12 protein-coding genes are annotated in these 18,108 nt (G+C 36.0%); 8 read left to right on the top strand and 4 right to left on the bottom strand.

The window, feature by feature from the left end; genetic code table 11:
- Nucleotides 1-289: 289 nt before the first annotated feature.
- The 8 genes from tdc (at nucleotide 290) to H0I41_RS02765 (ending at nucleotide 13,037) form a co-directional block, all read left to right on the top strand.
- Nucleotides 290-2,128 carry a tyrosine decarboxylase gene (gene tdc, locus H0I41_RS02800; protein ID WP_135014433.1) on the top strand — a complete coding sequence of 613 codons (1,839 nt, stop codon included), beginning with the start codon at nucleotides 290-292 and terminating at the stop codon, nucleotides 2,126-2,128.
- A 19-nt stretch (nucleotides 2,129-2,147) separates the two neighbouring features.
- Nucleotides 2,148-3,584, top strand: coding sequence for an amino acid permease (locus H0I41_RS02795; protein WP_228099743.1), 1,437 nt, complete (start codon nucleotides 2,148-2,150; stop codon nucleotides 3,582-3,584).
- 515 nt (nucleotides 3,585-4,099) lie between these two features.
- The gene (locus tag H0I41_RS02790) at nucleotides 4,100-5,749 is read left to right on the top strand and encodes an APC family permease (RefSeq protein WP_011161665.1); all 1,650 of its coding nucleotides are present in this window, start codon (nucleotides 4,100-4,102) and stop codon (nucleotides 5,747-5,749) included.
- A gap of 33 nt (nucleotides 5,750-5,782) precedes the next feature.
- Nucleotides 5,783-7,108, top strand: coding sequence for a C1 family peptidase (locus H0I41_RS02785; protein ID WP_011161664.1), 1,326 nt, complete (start codon nucleotides 5,783-5,785; stop codon nucleotides 7,106-7,108).
- Between the two features lie 33 nt (nucleotides 7,109-7,141).
- Nucleotides 7,142-8,566: a C69 family dipeptidase gene (locus tag H0I41_RS02780; RefSeq protein ID WP_061400261.1), complete on the top strand. Its 1,425-nt coding sequence runs from the start codon at nucleotides 7,142-7,144 to the stop codon at nucleotides 8,564-8,566.
- Between the two features lie 68 nt (nucleotides 8,567-8,634).
- Nucleotides 8,635-10,296 carry an APC family permease gene (locus H0I41_RS02775; RefSeq protein ID WP_428844861.1) on the top strand — a complete coding sequence of 554 codons (1,662 nt, stop codon included), beginning with the start codon at nucleotides 8,635-8,637 and terminating at the stop codon, nucleotides 10,294-10,296.
- Nucleotides 10,297-10,322: 26 nt separating this feature from the next.
- Entirely contained in the window at nucleotides 10,323-11,648 is a 1,326-nt protein-coding gene (locus tag H0I41_RS02770; protein WP_135014434.1) for a C1 family peptidase, read from the top strand.
- 33 nt (nucleotides 11,649-11,681) lie between these two features.
- Nucleotides 11,682-13,037, top strand: coding sequence for a C45 family autoproteolytic acyltransferase/hydrolase (locus tag H0I41_RS02765; RefSeq protein WP_004896881.1), 1,356 nt, complete (start codon nucleotides 11,682-11,684; stop codon nucleotides 13,035-13,037).
- 89 nt (nucleotides 13,038-13,126) lie between these two features.
- Here the strand turns inward: H0I41_RS02765 and H0I41_RS02760 are convergent, their stop codons facing one another.
- The 4 genes from H0I41_RS02760 to H0I41_RS02745 form a co-directional block, all read right to left on the bottom strand.
- Nucleotides 13,127-13,747, bottom strand: coding sequence for a phosphatase PAP2 family protein (locus H0I41_RS02760; RefSeq protein WP_069168975.1), 621 nt, complete (start codon nucleotides 13,745-13,747; stop codon nucleotides 13,127-13,129).
- 140 nt (nucleotides 13,748-13,887) lie between these two features.
- Entirely contained in the window at nucleotides 13,888-14,808 is a 921-nt protein-coding gene (gene glsA, locus H0I41_RS02755; RefSeq protein WP_004896879.1) for a glutaminase A, read from the bottom strand.
- 134 nt (nucleotides 14,809-14,942) lie between these two features.
- Nucleotides 14,943-16,370 (bottom strand): 6-phospho-beta-galactosidase, encoded by a 1,428-nt coding sequence (lacG, locus tag H0I41_RS02750; protein WP_004896878.1) that lies wholly within the window; start codon nucleotides 16,368-16,370, stop codon nucleotides 14,943-14,945.
- On the bottom strand, nucleotides 16,357-18,099 hold the full coding sequence (locus H0I41_RS02745; protein WP_086874707.1) for a PTS lactose transporter subunit IIBC: 1,743 nt from the start codon (nucleotides 18,097-18,099) through the stop codon (nucleotides 16,357-16,359). The genes lacG and H0I41_RS02745 overlap by 14 nt, the downstream gene beginning before the upstream one ends.
- Between the last annotated feature and the right edge of the window lie 9 nt (nucleotides 18,100-18,108).

Here is an 18,108-nt window from a genome sequence, read left to right as displayed (position 1 = left end):
ACTCTCATGCTTACCATAGCAGTAGAAAATTAAAAAAACAAATTTTTCGTATCCAATATATTGTATATATTGTGCTTAAAAGACACCTAAAAAATTAGTGTAATTGTTAGGTGTCCTTTTTATGTTTTTCCTAGCTCTAACTTCAAGAATAAATAGTTATATATTTATTGCTTTTTCATCTCTCGAGGGTAAATTATTGCTTTTTTTTTTTTTTAAATTATACTGAATGCTGAAAGTGAAGAAGCGTTATTTAATAAGCGCTGCTTATTTTAAAAGGAGGATTATTAAAATGAGCGAAGATGTAAACTATAAATCATTGTTTATTGGTGATAAGTCGGAAAATGGTTCGACCTATCTCAATGAATTAACTAGATTGGTCCAAAACCATTTAGGATGGAGAAAGAATTATATTCCTTCCGATATTCCTGCCATTACAGATAATGAGGAAACAAAGAAAGAATATCAAGATTCTTTACGTCGTCAACATGAAGTATTAAGTGAATTGGACCAAAGATTACGGCCAGGCACTATTCCATGGATGTCAGCTGGTCGTTATTGGGGACAAATGAATTCAGATACCTTGATGCCCTCAATGTTAGCATACTGCTACGCAATGCTATGGAATAGTAATAACGTTGCTTTGGAATCTTCAATGGCAACCTCAAAGATGGAAGCAGAAGTTGGTGAAGACTTCGCTAAGCTTTTTGATTATAAGCATGGCTGGGGTCACATTACTCATGATGGTTCAATGGCTAACCTTGAAGGTTTATGGTACGCTCGTCAATTTAAATCTATGCCTTTAGCTTTCAAGGAAGTTGTTCCAGATAAAGTGAAGGGTAAGAGCGAATGGGAATTGCTCAACATGTCTGTCGAAGATGTCCTAAAAATCCTTGCTACTCTTACACCTGAACAAATTGATGAAGTTAAAGCCCACTCTTCACGTAGTGGTAAAAACATTCAAAAATTAGGTAAGTTCATTGTTCCTTACACTAAGCACTATTCTTGGTTGAAGGCCTTAGATATTTCTGGAGTTGGCTTGGATCAAATGATTCAAATTCCTGTAAGGAGCGACTTCAGAATGGATATTGACAAGTTAGAAAGCACTATTAAGGATCTTGCTGCAAAGAAGATTCCAATCTTAGGCGTTGTAGCTGTTGTCGGTACTACTGAAGAAGGACAAGTTGATGAAGTAGATCGTATCGTTAAGTTCCGTAAAGAAATGGAAAAACAAGGCGTTTACTTCTATCTTCACGTTGATGCTGCTTACGGTGGTTATGGTCGTGCATTATTCAAGGATGAAAATGGAAACTTTGTAGAATACGATCAATTAGCTGATCTCTTAAAGAAACACCATGTATTCAATTACCCAGTTAGAATTTCTGAACATGTTTACCGTGGTTTTAAGGCTATTGAAGAGGCTGAATCAGTAACAGTTGATCCACACAAGATGGGTTATGTTCCATATTCAGCAGGTGGTATCGCCATTAAGTATCAAGCTATGCGTAACGTTATTTCTTACTTTGCTCCATATGTATTTGAAAAGAAGACAGCTTCTGCACCTGACATGTTAGGTTCATACATTATTGGTGGATCGAAAGCTGGTGCTACTGCAGCTGCCGTTTGGGCTGCACATCGTACTCTTCCATTGAATGTAACAGGATATGGACGTTTAGTTGGATCATCTATTGAAGCTGCTCAAAGATTCAGAAACTTCTTAAAGAAATTGAAGTTTAATGTAAAAGGCAAAGAAGTTGATGTTTATCCACTAGATAACCCTGACTTTAACATGGTTGATTGGGTATTAAAGATTAATGGTGAAACTAGTCTAGAAAAGACAAACGAATTAAACGAAAAAATGTTTGACTTCTCATCAATGTACGATAGTCACGTTTACTCAAATAGATTCCTTACCTCCCACACTATCTTTAGAAAAGATACATATGGCGATTCACCAGTTCCATTTATCGAGAAGATGGGCTTTACCAAAGATGAATGGAACAAAGTTGGTTCTGTAACCTTGTTACGTGCCGCTATTATGACTCCTTATCTAAATGACAATAAGCTATTTGACTTCTATTCAAAGGGAATAGCTAAATCTATGGAGAAGAAATTAAACGAAATTCTTTAATCTAAAGGAAGTATAGGTTATGAAAACTCAAACTTCAAAAGTAGGTCTAATGACCTTTATTGGGATGACGGTGGCCCTAGCAGCAAGTATTCGTAATATTCCTGATGTTGCCGGTAGTGGTTGGACAATGTTCTTCTACATGGGAATAGCTGCATTTCTATTTGCTTTACCGATATGTTTAATATCTGGTGAATTTGGTAGTACCTTTCCTGAAAAAGGTGGTCCTGAGCTTTGGGTTAATAATTCATTAGGTCCCAGCTTCGGGTTTGCAACTTCTTGGCTTCTTTGGGTACAAATGTTTCCTGGAATGGTTATGGTTGCTTCTGCTCTACCGCCACTCTTGGCAACAGCTATTAATCAAGATAAACTAGGTACTAATAACATATTTACTCTCATCGTTATTTTAGTAGTGTATTGGATTATTACATTTTTGAATATGAAATTCGATATGGCTAAGATTACGGGCCAAATAGGTGCTTGGTTAGGAATTTATATTCCATTAGCTGTAATGACTATTCTGGGTATTTGCGCAGTAATCAAAAGCGGTATTCACCCTGCTTCTATTTTAGGTCATTTTAATGCCACTAAATTAATTCCGGATCCAACCGATATGAAATCTCTTCAGTATTTTTCTCCTATCATCTTTATTTTTACGGGAATTGAGATGTCATCGGTTTACATTACTAGAATTAAAAAAGTATCTTACTATCCAATTGGTGTTTTAATAACTTTAGTATTCATGTTCTTATTAAATACCGTAAATGGATTTCTAGAAAGTGCGGTAGTTCCATCTTCACAAATTGACTTAAACAATATCGTTCAACCAGTTATTGTTTTTGATAAAATTTTGGGCTTACCATCTTGGATTGCTAATATCTTTAGTATTCTAGTCTTCATTGGGGTAAGTGTTCAATTGTCTGCATGGGCATCCGGACCCGGAAAAACTATTATTTCAAGTGCACAAAAGGGATTATATCCACCAAAATTCAAATTCTGGAAGACAGACAAATTTGGTGATTCACATACCGTTCTCCTTACTCAAGCTACGATTATTTCCCTCTTTGCTTTAGTATATCTATTAATTCCTGGTATCAACGCTGCCTTTCTAGAATTAGTAAATGCTACGACAGTTCTATACTGTGTAGTATATGTATTTATGGCAATTGGATTTATTAAATTGAGATTGCAAAAACCTAACCTAAAACGTCCATTTAAAGTCGGAAATACATTTATTGCATGGATTGTTTCTATTGTACTAATTGCCACAATTATCATTGCTTTAATTGCTACTTTTGCAGTTGGTACTTTAAGCAACTTCATTGTTGTAGCCATCATTAGTATTGTATTGACACTTTTACCATTCTGGTTCGTTAAAATTAGAAAAGATTCATGGACAACAGAAGTTAAGAATTTAATGACTAAGTATAATTTAAAAAATAATTTTTCTAAACATTAATTATATTTTTTAATACTATTTTACAAACACAATACGAAGATAAATAATTTTCTAAAGAGCATGTCTAAACTTCATTCCTAGACATGCTCTTTTCGTATACTTTTAACTCATAGTTTATTAGCACGTAATGCTGTTATTTCTATTGCCAGTATATAATTATATAATTTCTGTTTTTTAATATTATAGACTTGTTAAATGCTCTCTATACTAATCTTTATTGCACTCAGATTACTTATTTTCCTTTAAATAACATACCGAGTCTTATTATTTGATTTTTTACTTTACAACATCTACCCTAATAGGCGAATAGATAATTATTATTCAAACTTGCAAGTCGTTATATAAATATCTATTTATTTTTACTAACTTTCTATTTTGATGAAAACTCATGTGAACTACTAACTTTTACTAGCGCTCTTTATTATCAATAACAGATGTTGCTAATAAAACAGATTCACAAGCCAACCATCTTTTTAGTTAGTTTCTTTTGCCTTTTAGAAGGAGTGGGTATTTTCATGGAAGACAATAAAACTCAACAGAAAAAGACCTATATATCTGTCCTTGCCCTAACGATGATGAATGTTTCCATAGTTGCTGGAATAGCAAATGATGTTCAGCAATCATTCTATGGACTTGCATCAGTAACGTACTTTGCTATCGGAGCTATTTGTTTCTTTATCCCAACTGCTTTAGTTGCAGCTGAATTAGCTTCTGGTTGGAGTAACCGCGGAGGAATTTTCCGCTGGGTTGGTGAAGGTTTAGGTAAAGGCTGGGGACTAACCTGTTTACTTATCCTATGGTTTCAATTGATTTTGAACTTTGGGATGGGGATGCCAAGTTTTACAGCAACAATCATGTTCTATACACCTAACTATGATGCAGCTGTTAAGTTTGCTCAAGCACCACAACATGAATTGTTGATTATGACAGGTTGGATCATTTTATACTGGGTCCTTACTTATTTAGCTACTAAAGGTGTTAAGGCTTTCTCCAACATCGCTAAATACGGTGTTATTATCGGAAGTCTAATTCCTTTAGCGGTTATGGTTATTTTAGCTATTGTGTGGGTAGCCCAAGGGCATCAACCTGTTATTCCGATGACACCTAAAGGATTGATTCCTAAGTGGAATGGTATGAGTACGTTAGCTCTAGCTGCTGGTGTATTCTTCTCATACACAGGTATTGATACTAATGCAGCTCATATTAAACAACTAAAACATCCTGAAAAAGATTTCACAAAAGCAATGTTTATTTCAATTATTCTTGCTTTCTTAATCTTTGTTGTTGGTACTGTAATCATTGCTATGATTATTCCTGAAAAACAAATTAATGTTTTATACACTCTCTACTCTGTATTCAGGATTTTAGGATCAACAATTGGGATGCCTTGGTTGTACATGGTTCTTGTTTGGGCTCTACTTTTCAACACAATTGCTATGGTTGTAACTAATATGGCAGGTCCATCATTTATGTTAGGTCAAGTCGGAGGAAGTGGTTTCTTGCCACATTGGTTCCAAAAGAACAATAAACACAATATGCCGGCACACTTAATGTATACGCAAATTGCAGGAATGACAGTTGTTGCTTACTTAGTAAAACTGATTCCAAATGTTGAAGGATTTGTTATCTTATTAACTCAAACAATCACTGTTTTATATATGTTTTACTACATTTTAATGTTTACTGCTTTCCTACGTTTACGTTATGACCAACCTAACCGCCCTCGTTCATTTAAAGTACCAGGTGGTAAGTTTGGGGCTTGGCTTGTTGGAGGAGTAGGTATAATTTCATCGGTTTTCGGAATTGTTCTTGCTATCTATCCACCAGCACAAGTTAAAGCAGAAGTTGGTTCACCAATAGTTTATGTTTCTGTTATTTTAGCCTTAGTTGCTGTTGTTTTGATAGTTTGTTTTGTTTTATATCAACTTTCAAAGAAACACACTGATTGGGTAAATCCAAATAACAAGTTTGCCCCATTTACTTGGGAAATTGAAGGACTTAAGAAACCTGGAAAGGCTTTATCAAACGTCCCAACAACTGTTATGTCTAAAGATCAAAACCCAATGGGTATGCCAATCAAGCGTCCTTATAAGCCAAACGAACAAGTATCCGACGACATTGTTAAAGCTGATGAAAACAACGAGATTTCAACTGATGAAAGTTAAATAGATTATCGATTTTAAAGAAAAGAGATTATTATGGTACAAATTGATAATGAAGATTTAAAACAAGTTAGATCAGAATTTTTAGATACACCAAAGTATCGTAACACTCAAAATGCCGTAATGAAGAACGGTATCAAGAAATCAATTACAAATCAAAGTGAAATTAATTCTCACCCATTTGTATTCTCAATTGATGTTGATTCAAATAAAGTTTTAAACCAAAAACAATCTGGTCGTTGCTGGGACTTCTCAGGTTTAAACTTCATTCGTTACCACATTGAAAAAGAGCACCACATTAAGGACATGGAATTGTCACCTAGCTACGTTTACTTCTACGACAAGCTAGAAAAGGGTAACTACTTCTACCAAAACATTATTAACACAGCTGATCGTCCATTGTCTGACCGTCTAGTTAACTGGTTACTTACTACTCCACAACAAGATGGTGGTGATTGGCAATTACTAGTCGACTTAATCGAAAAGTACGGTATTGTTCCAATCGAAGAAATGCCAGAAGATGCAGTTAGTGCTAACTCTCAAGAATTAAACCGTATGTATGACAGAAAGTTACAAAAGGACGCTTTGAAGTTACGTGATTTAGCTAACAGTGATGCATCTGATGAAAAGATGAAGAGTGTACTTCGTCAAATGAACGCAGAAAACTACCGTGTATTAGCTATTGCTTTAGGTACTCCTCCAGAGAAATTCACTTATGAATACCGTGACGAAAACAATGAATACCACACCACTGGTCAAATTACTCCATTAGAGTTCTTCAAGAAGTTCGTTGACATTAACTTAGGTGACTATGTTGAGTTAATGAACTTACCAGGTGAAAAGTATCCATACAACACCCCATTCGGAGTTGAAATTTCTGGCAATATGGTTGGTGGACAACCAAGTCGTTACTTCAACGTTTCAATGAAGGATATGGAAAAGACTGCTATTGAACAATTGAAAGATGATGAACCTGTATGGTTTGGTTGTGACGTTCTTCAAGAATGGGCACCACAAGCTGGTCTTTTAACTGAAAAAGTCTTTGACTGGGATCGTTCATTTGGTATTAAGTTAGGTACTGACAAGACTAAGAGATTTGAATACCGTGAAAGTTTACCAACACATGCAATGCTTATCTCTGGTGTTGACATGCGTGATGACAAGCCAATTAGATGGAAGATTCAAAACTCTTGGGGTCCAAAAGTTGGTCACAAAGGTTACTTCATTATGGGCAATGACTGGATGGAACAATACACCTACGAAACTGTTGTCAATAAGAAGTACTTAACTGACGAACAACTTGCTGCTTATGAAAAAGAACCAGTAATGCTTCCATACTGGAACGCAATGAACCCAATTTAAAGAGAAAAATATCTTTAGAAAGGACGATTATATATGGCATGTACCACTGTTCTAGTTGGTAAAAAAGCCAATATTGCTGGTTCGACAATTATTGCACGAGATTGTGACGCTGAAGTATGTAACGTGCCAGTAAAGTTTGTAGTTGTTCCTGCTAAATCAGAAAAGCAAACTTTTCATTCATATGTAACAGGATTAGATATTCCTCTACCTGAAAATGCACTTCGTTACCAAATGGCTCCTTTTGTTGATTATAAAATTCACGGTCAATTCGGTGAATGTGGAATCAACAGTGAAAACGTTGCTATGAGTGCTACTGAAAGCTTATATGGGAATCCTCAAGTATTGGGATTAGATCCACTAGTAAGTAATGGAATTGGTGAAGATGCTCTATTAAGTATAGTATTGCCATTTATTCATTCTGCTCGCGATGGTGTTCAATACCTAGGAAAATTAATTGAAAAATATGGTTCTCATGAAGGAAATGGAATTGCTTTTAGTGACAAAGATGAAATTTGGTATATGGAAATTCCAACAGGTCACTATTGGGTTGCAGAAAAACTTGATGATGACAAAGCTGCTGTAATAGCCAACCAAGTTTCCTTACAAGATATCGACTTTGATGACAGTAGTCGCTTTATGTGGGCTCCTGGCATTAGAGAATTTGTAGAGGAAAATAATCTTAACCCTGATCCTGATGAATTTAACTTCCGCCATATTTTTGGTACATCTAATTCACGTGATCGTTGCTATAACACACCACGTGTTTGGTTTGGTCAACGCTATTTAGGACATATTGCTTTCTCACCTACCAGCAACGACCTAGATTTTAGTTTCAAGCCAAATCGTAAGTTAAAACGTGAAGATGTTGGTTATGTTCTTAGCTCTCACTATAATGAGACGATCTATGATCCATTAGCTGATAACACACCAAAAGATGATAGAACTAAATTCCGTCCAATTTCTATGGCAAGATGTGCTGAATCACACATTCTCGAAATCAGAAATAAAGTTCCAGCAGGCATTGCTGGTATTGCATGGCTTAATTTTGCTCCAACGGCCTTTAACCCTTATGTTCCATTTTATGCTAATGCCAATGGCACTGCTCCCGAATATGAGAACACTACTGATGCATATGATCCAAATGAAGCATATTGGCTCTCAAGAACTGTTGCTGCTTTAATTCAACCAAGTTATAACGAAATGAAATCTCTATTAAGTGGATTAGATGGATTTTTGCCTACTGCTGATCAGCTTACCAATCACTTAATTCATCAAACTGATTTAGAAGCTGAAAAATTAAGTGGACAAAAGCTAATTCAATATTTAACTAAGGCTAATGCAGCTAATGCACAAAAGGTTCTTGACCTTACTCATAAAACTGTTGGCAACTTAGTAAAGCGTGAATTAACTTTATCTCGTTTAAGTTTCTCCATTAATACTGATCGTTTACAAAGTTAATCAAAGAAAAGCTAGGTGATTCTCACCTGGCTTTTTCTTTAACGTATGTTATTTAGGAGATGATAACAATGATGGAAGATGCAAAGGAAAAAGAAAAAAAATCTGTCAAACAGATTTATATTTCTATCCTTGCATTAACACTTATGAACGTCTCCATTATCGCTGGTATTGGTAATGACGTTCAGCAAGCCTTCTACGGCTTGTCTGCTGTTACTTATTTTGCCATTGGTGCCATTTGCTTCTTCATTCCTACGGCTTTAGTAGCTGCTGAATTAGCATCTGGTTGGAGCAACCGTGGTGGTATCTTTCGATGGGTTGGTGAAGGCCTTGGTAAAGGCTGGGCTTTAACTTGTCTATTGATACTTTGGTTTCAAACCATGATTAGTTTTGGTATGGGGAAGCCAAGCTATGCTGCTACGATCATGTTCTATACACCAATGTATGATAAGGCTGTTCAATTTGCACAACACCCACAACACGAAGTGTTAATCATGACTGGATTCATAATTTTATATTGGATCCTAACATTTATTGCTACTAAAGGTGTTAAAGCTTTTAGTAATGTCGCAAAATATGGTGTTTTAATTGGTACTTTTATTCCCTTAGCTATCATGATTATTTTGGCTATCGTTTGGTTATGTCAGGGCCACACTCCTGCTATTCCAATGACTCCTAAAGGCTTAATTCCTAAGTGGAACGGAATGAGTACCTTAGCGTTAGCTGCTGGGGTCTTCTTCTCATATACCGGTATTGATACTAATGCCGCTCACATTAAGCAGTTGAAGCACCCTGAAAAAGACTTCACCAAAGCTACTTTTATTACTATTATTTTAGTTTTCTTGATATTCGTTGTTGGTACTGTGATTATTGCGATGGTCGTACCAGAAAACCAATTAAATGTTATCTATTCTTTGAACACTGTCTTCAGAGAATTAGGTGCTACGATCGGAATGCCTTGGTTATATATGGTTCTTGTTTGGGCTGGATTATGTAACGTTTTGGCTAATGTTATTACCAATATGGCTGGTCCATCATTCATGCTTGGACAAGCTGGTGGTAGTGGCTTCTTACCAAAATGGTTCCAGGAAAAGAACAAGCACCACATGCCTGCTCACTTAATGTACACACAAATTGCAGGTATGACAATTATTGCCTATCTAGTTAAATTAATTCCAAACGTCGAAGGCTTTGTTATTCTTTTAACTCAGACTATTACCATTCTTTACATGTTCTACTACATCTTAATGTTCATCACATTCTTGAGATTAAGATACGACCAACCTAACCGTCCACGTCCATTTAAAGTGCCTGGTGGTAAAGTTGGTGCTTGGATTGTAGCTGGTATCGGCTTAATTTCCAGTGTATTCGGCATTGTATTAGCCATTTACCCACCAGCACAAGTTAAGTCAGAAGTTGGTTCACCTGTAACTTATGTGGTAATTATCTGTATCCTCGTTGCAGTAATCTTGGCTATCTGCTTTATCATGTCAAAGAAGCACCCTGAATGGGTTGATCCACGCAACAAATTCGCTCCATTTACTTGGGAAATTGAGGGATTAAATAAACCAGGAAAAGTTTCTTCAAATGTCCCTACTGAAATTATGTCTAAGGATCAAAACCCAATGGGTATGCCAATTAAGCGTCACTACAGCCCAGATGAACAAGTTTCAAGTTCCGTCTTTAAGGCTGCTGAAGACAATAAGCTTACCCCACCGGATGCCGACAATTAGTTTTATATTAGAAAAGAGATTGTATTATGTCTGAAATTAACCCTACTGATTTGAAAACAATCAGATCAGACTTTCTTGATACTCAAAGATTACGTATTACTCAAAATGCGGTTATGAAAAATGGTATTAAAAAAGCCATTACTAACGAACGCGCAATTGAAAATAGTAGTTTTAACTTTTCAATTGATGTTGATTCAAATAAAGTAATGAATCAAAAACATTCTGGCCGTTGCTGGATGTTTAGTGGTTTAAACTTTGTTCGTTTCTTAATTGAAAAGAAACATAATTTAAAAGATATGGAACTATCTCCAGACTACCTATTCTTCTACGATAAGTTGGAACGTGGTAATTACTTCTACAACAATATTGTAAAAACTGCTGCTAAGCCCCTATCCGACCGTGAAGTTATGTTCCTTCTCGCCACTCCTCAAGAAGATGGTGGTGATTGGCCACTATTGACCAACTTAATTGAAAAATATGGTCTAGTTCCAAACGAATTAATGCCTGAAACAAAGCCAGCCTGGAATACTACCGAAATTAATCGGATGTACAACAGAAAATTAGACAAAGATGCTATGAAATTACGTGATTTAGTTAACAACAATGCTTCCGATACAAAGATTAAAAGCGTTATTCGTCAACTAAACCAAGAAAACTATCGTGTCTTAAGTATCTGCTTTGGTACTCCTCCAGAAAAATTCACTTATGAATATCGTGATAAGAATAAGAAGTATCATACTACTGGTGAAGTTACACCATTAGAATTTTACAAGAAGTTTGCAGATATTAACTTAGATGACTATGTTGAACTAATGAACTTACCTGGTGGTGGCTATAAGTACAACCAAACATATGGTATTGAACTATGCAATAACGTAGTCGGTGGTAAAAATATTCGCTACTTAAATGTTCCAATGCATGATATGAGACGTATGGTCATAGATCAATTAAAAGATGATGAACCTGTATGGTTTGCTTGTGATGTCTTACAAGAATGGAATAATCCTGCTGGCTTACTTTCTTTAAAGGTTTATGATTGGAAGCGTTCATTTGGTATTAGCTTAGGCAAAGACAAGGCTACTCGTGTACAATACCGTGAAAGTATGCCAACTCACGCTATGTTAATTTGTGGTGTTGATTTACATGACAATGAACCAACTAAATGGAAGGTCCAAAATTCATGGGGTGATAAGCCTGGTCACAAAGGCTACTTTATCATGGACAATTCATGGATGGATCAATACACTTATAACACTGTAGTTAACAAGAAGTATTTGACTGATACCGAACGTGCAGCTTACGAAAAAGCTGAGATCAATCTTCCATATTGGACTGCAATGTTATCTGATTAGTCTTTAATTGATTTAAAAATGAAGGTGAATGTTATGACATTGACAGATACGCAAAGTAAAATTGTTGCAAAAGCTACTAAAAAAGATGTTAATGGTTGGCATTATTTAACAGTTCAAGGTGATCCTTATGAAATTGGTTTCCAACATGGTTATCTTTTAACTGATGAATTTAGGGATGCAGTGCGTGTTTACACTCATATGACACTTGAACTATATGGAATGGACTATTCATTCTTTGTCAATCAAGCAGTTAAAATGCACAAAGACAAGATTCCAGAAGAATATTTGGAAGAAATGCAAGGTATGGCTGATGGCTTTACTGCTAATGGATTTGAAACCAGCGTTGACGACGTTATCGGCTGGAATGATTGGATGGAACTAACTGGCTATTGGTGGCCACAAGTAGCTGCTAATTATTCTAACAATCCTCCTCAAGGCCCACGTGGTTCTCACTGTTCCGGATTTGTTGCTACAGGATCTGCCACAAGAGACGGTAAACCAGTTATTGCCCATGAAAGTTTCGATGACTTCTGGAGTGGTCAATACTTTAATGTTTGTGAAGAAGTTCATCCAACTAATGGTCACGCATTTAAGATGCAAACCGTTCCTGGTTACATTGATTCAATGACTGACTTCTACGTTACTGATGCTGGTCTTGGTATTACTGAAACAACAATTGCTGGCTTTGTTGGCTATGATGTACATGGAATGCCTGAATTTATTCGTGCTCGGAAAGCTACTCAATATGCAAACAATATTGATCAATGGGTAAAATTGGTTAATGAAGGCAACAACGGTGGTTATGCTAACATTTGGCTTCTTTGCAACATTAATACTGGTGAAATCGCACGCTTTGAACAAGGATTAAAGCACCAAGAATTGCTAGAATCAACTGATGGTTTCTACTATGGCTGTAATGCTTGTCACAATCCACGGATTCGTAACCTTGAGTGTGTTGACAACGGCTATAATGATACTCGTCAACAAACTGGTGCCCGTAGAGCACGCTTTGAAGAATTATTACCAGAGGTATCTGGGACAATTGATGATGGCGTTGCTAAGAGAATCTTAGCAGATAAGTATGATCCATATTTGGGCTATCAATGTGCTTCTTCACGTGATATTTGTGCTCACTATGATGTTGATCCACAATACTATGCTGACGATCCACATGGCGTTTGGAATGTACCTTTCTTCCCAGGTGGTTCATGTGATGGTAAATGTGCTGATGCCACTGATATTGAAAACTTGAATATGTGGGGCATTTTTGGCAGAGCTGATGGTGAACCATTTGACGCCAAAGACTTTATGAAGCAACATCCTGAATGGAACTGGCAAAAAGGTTATCTGTATGATAGACCAAGTCAACCTTGGACACTGTTTGACTAAATCAGTTCAATTAACTTAATCAAAAACAAAATCATAAAAACTACTCACACAAATAGGGTTAAGCATAATGCTTAACCCTATTTTGTTAACTATTTATTTACTACTTGCTTAATCTTTTCAAAGACAAATTGCATTACTCCAACCCAAGTTAAAGCGATAGCAACTGAACCGCAAACATCAGATGGATAGTGAGCATAAACATATACTCTAGAAATCATTACAATAACTAGCCAAACGATCAATAGAAAATCAATCCAAAAACGTTTAGTTCTATCTTTCAATACCACTGGTAAAAGCACCATAATGATCCAAATAACAATCATCCCCATACCTAAAGTATGACCACTAGGAAAACTAAATCCATCATCAACTGCTAAGTGCTGTACAGGACGAGCTCTTTGAATCAAATGCTTAATTACCCAACCAACTGCATCCCCTGTAATCATTGTTAAAACTAAGTTAGTCGCAAGAGGACGTTGTTTTCTAAACCATAAGATTACTGCAATTAATACCATCCAGATCAAGTCAACCTTGGTATCTGCTAAAAATGTAATCTTTAGCATCAATCCCTTTAAATTAGGAACAATGTGAACTAATCCTTCAAAGAAATTATCAAAGGCATTAATCCAACCTAAGTGTAAAATAATCGAAATGGCGAGAATCAAACTAATGGGTAAGCCCCAATATATCGCTTTTGAATATCTTTTCATTTTTACTCCTGTTTTCAATAATGTTTTTTCTTATTTTACCACTTATCTAAAGAGCTCAACACAATCCGTTATAATTTAACAAAAAAGCTAAGCACTTACCGCATGCTTAGCTTCTAAAATATTAATTTTTCAATTCTTACTTAATCAAATATATCTAGCTCTAATCCATCAACAATATCTCTCAACAAATCTAAACCTGCGATACTGTTCCCATCTTTATCTAAGGCCGGACTAAAGATCCCAATTCCATATTTGTGAGGTGCAGCGGACATAAGACCACCACCAACACCACTCTTCGTTGGTACACCAATTAGTCGTGAATAGGTGCCTGATTGATTATATAGGCCAGTTGTCATCATTAATGACTTGATACAACGAGCTTCTTCATCAGGGATAATGCGTTTGTTGTCCCATGGTTTTACACCGCCATTAGCTAAAACAGCCCCTAAATTTGCTAAAGAACGTGCAGTCACCATCATTGAACACTGCTTAAAGTAAGTATCAAGACTAGTCACTACATCCCCCAGCATCATGTTTTTAGATTCCATATAATATGCTAACGACCGATCTAGATTACCCGTTCGTCTTTCAGAATGATAAATTATTTGATCTAAGTAAAGATCTGGGTCATTACAAATATCACGAGCAAAATCTAAGATTTCTTCAAATGCATCGTCACCAGTCTTACTTACTACCATCGAAGTTGTAGCAATTGCTCCAGCGTTAATAAAAGGATTCAACGGATACTTAGCTCTTTCAATTTCCATATTTAGAATTGAATTGAAGGCAAAGCCCGTTTGACGGGAGCCTACATGTTTAAATACTTCTTGTATGCCCATCTTTTTAATAGCAAGCATTAAGGTAATTACCTTAGAAATACTTTCAATTGCAAAACGTACTTCACTTTGGCCTGCTTCACCTACTTCACCATCTTCTAAATCGTATAAGGCAATTCCGAGTTGCTTAGGATTAACTTCAGCTAAAGCTGGAATATAGCTAGCAACTTTTCCTTCTTTTTCTTTAGGCAAATTCTTCTTAACTAATTTTTCTAATTGAATCATAGCTATCTCTTTTCTATGAAAATACACTCTCACTTTAAGCATAGTCGATTCAATTGATTAGGTGAAATATTTGCATTTATTATTACTAAAAAAGTTACGTACCTACTTAATACGTAACTTTTCATTAACTTGCCTTAATCAATCGGAGGAATCTCTCTAGTTTCTGCTAGTTCTTTATACCAATATGCACTCTTTTTTGCATAACGTTTCTGGGTCTTAAAATCGACATAGAATAAGCCATATCGTTTTGAATAACCATTAGTCCAAGAGAACATATCTTGTAATGACCAGACAAAGTAACCATCAACTGGAATACCAGCTTCAATTGCCTTAGCTACTTGTTCCATATGATCTCTTAAATATTTAATTCTAGGTGTATCATCAACTATCTTGTCTTCACCTTCAAACTTATCCTTATAGCCCATACCATTTTCAGTAATATACATTGAATGAACTAAAGGATAATCATCATAAATACGTTTTAATTGATCATACATCCCTTGTGGATAAATAATCCAGTCCCAGTCAGTTGCTGGCAAGTCCTTTGGATGAATCTCCTCACCAACACCCTTCATTCGATTGACATCTGTTCCTTTTTTACCAGTACCATTATGAACAATTTCTGTGGCGCCATGATATTCCTTCATAAATTTCGAGAAGTAATAGTTAACTCCCACAAAGTCTAACTGCTTAGCGGCCTTTAAGAGAACTTTTTCATCTTCTGGCTTAATATCAATCATCTTCTGATCATTAGCTTCAATTATTTCTCTAACTAAAGCTAGAGTTTCTTTAGAATATTTACCGGCTAAAGTTCCATCGAGGTAAAACTTATTTTCCAACACATCTTTTAATTCGGCAGCATGCTTGTCACCTTCACTATCAGTTGCTGGGTAGACAGTTTGAAGAGCATGAACAATACCAATTTGGCCTGTATATCCAGCTTCTTTATAGGCATTAACGATTCGTGCATGGACTAAGTTCTGGTTATATTCTGCTTCAAAACATTTATCAAACTGATCTTTATATGCTGGAGGAAAAGTTCCACTAACATATTGCTGACCAGCCATTGAAGTTGGTTCATTAATTGTAATCCAGTATCTAACCTCATCGGCATATTCTTTAAAGCAAAACTTAGCATATTCAACAAATGCATCCAGCATTTCTTGTGATAACCATCCACCTTTATCTTGCAGAGCTTGTGGAGTATCAAAGTGATGAAGGGTTACAAAAGGTTCAACACCATCTTCACGACATTTTTTGAATAGCTTGTGATAGTATTCCACGCCTCTTGGCTCCATTTTTCCTTCACCTTCTGGGAAAATTCTTGCCCAGTCAATTGAGACTCTGATTGCATTAATATGGAATTTTTTACATAGATCTAAATCTTCTGGGTAACGATGATAAAAATCACAGGCCGGATCAGGATTAATGGTCCCCTGTTCACGCAAGTACTTATCCCAAATCACTTCACCTTTACCATCTTCTTTAGTTGCGCCTTCACATTGGTAAGCAGCAGTTGCTCCACCGAAATAAAAATCTTTTGGAAATTTAAATTGTTGCATTTGGTACACTTCCTGTCGTATCTTCATCTTTCTTTTCATCATTTTTACCAGCTAAGCTATCGACTACAAATTTAAATGCTTTATCAGAATTTTGAGTTAATTCAATATACTGACGTCCCGTAGTCGTAACTAATTTTGAGCCATCATGATCAGCAATTTCTTGCAAATTACCTTTCATACTATCCATTTGTGGAGCTAAGATAATTAAGTCCATGTCATTAATAATATCCATATGCTGTCCATAAGCACGAGCTGCAGCATGAAGAGGTAAATTACGTTCTTTTGCCATCTTGTTTAATGCTTTAGCCAAAATTCCGGAAGTACCACCGCCGGCACAGATAACCATAACGTTAGTGTCTTTAGTTATGCCATCTTTAGCTTCTTTATCAGTAGCTGCAAGAGTTGCTTCTGAATCAGTAGTAGGAACTGTAGTTACACCAGCAGCTTCTTCTTTAGCAAGTTTAGCTTGCTCTTGCTTGTACAAATCGTTGTCATAAAACTTAAAGAATGGAAGCCAAATTAAAGTATCAACAACTAAGGTCAAAATCACATAAACAAATGATAAGCCAGCAAAACCAGAGGATACGATAATACCAATTGGTGCAGGTACTGTCCAAGGAAGAGTGTTGTATAAGGCGTTCATATGAAGAACTTGAACGAAGAATTTATAAGCACAAACATTGAACATCGGTGTTATCAAGAATGGAACGAAGAAGACTGGGTTCATGATGATTGGGGCACCAAACAAAATAGGCTCATTAACTCCAAAACATCCAGGAATAACTGCTGCCTTACCTGCTGCCTTGTTTTGAGCTGATTTCGCCAAAAGTAAGAAGATAAATGGAACTACAAAAGTTGACCCAGTACCACCCATATTCATAACGTAATCTTGAGCGTTAATAGTTAAAGCATGACTAGCTTGTATTCCGGCATGAACTAATTGTTGGTTCAAACCTACATTAGTCGTTTCAATTGCAGCTACAGCTGGAGCAACAATTGAAGGACCTTGTACACCAACAAACCAGAAGAAAGCCATCGCACCAGCAACTAAAGCTAAACCACCATAAGTATCACTTGCGTGGAATAGTGGAGAAAGAACTTTTACCACACCTTCAGATAAATTAGCCCCAAATAATTGATTCAAGACAATTTGTACTAACCAGAATAATGTAACTGAAAATGTCATTGGAAAAATATCTTTAAAAGTCTGTGCAATATTTTGTGGTACTACATCTGGCATTTTAATAGTTACATTGTGCTTAACACATTGGTAATAAATATTTGGAACAATTAAACCAACAATATATGATGCAATTAATCCTTGAGTGCCTAAATAAGTTAAGTCTAACCCATTTTTGCCAACTTTAATCGCAATAATAATAAATGAGATTTCTGCAGCCAAGATAACATTCATTGAATTGATTTGATTTGTCTTAGGCAACTTCAAGTTCTTATAATCAGTTAAATTCTTTGCACAAGTTGCAGTTACATATAAGGCAAGTAGTCCCATTGAATAGTTGTAAGGTAAGACCAGTGCATTTTCGACTGATTTTGGCCAATAAAATCCCCACGCATTTGGTACATAGGCAATCAATGTAAACAAACTCGAAAACAAAATGATTGGCATCGCGGCAATAAAACCGTCACGAACCGCAGAAACATATGGATTAGAAGCAATTTTTTCAAATTTTGGTTTCATCTTATCCATTGTTTTGGTAAAACCATTCATTTTTCTTCC

Source organism: Lactobacillus johnsonii, from assembly GCF_014058685.1.
Classification (GTDB): domain Bacteria; phylum Bacillota; class Bacilli; order Lactobacillales; family Lactobacillaceae; genus Lactobacillus.
This window is presented reverse-complemented; position numbering and strand designations above follow the sequence as displayed.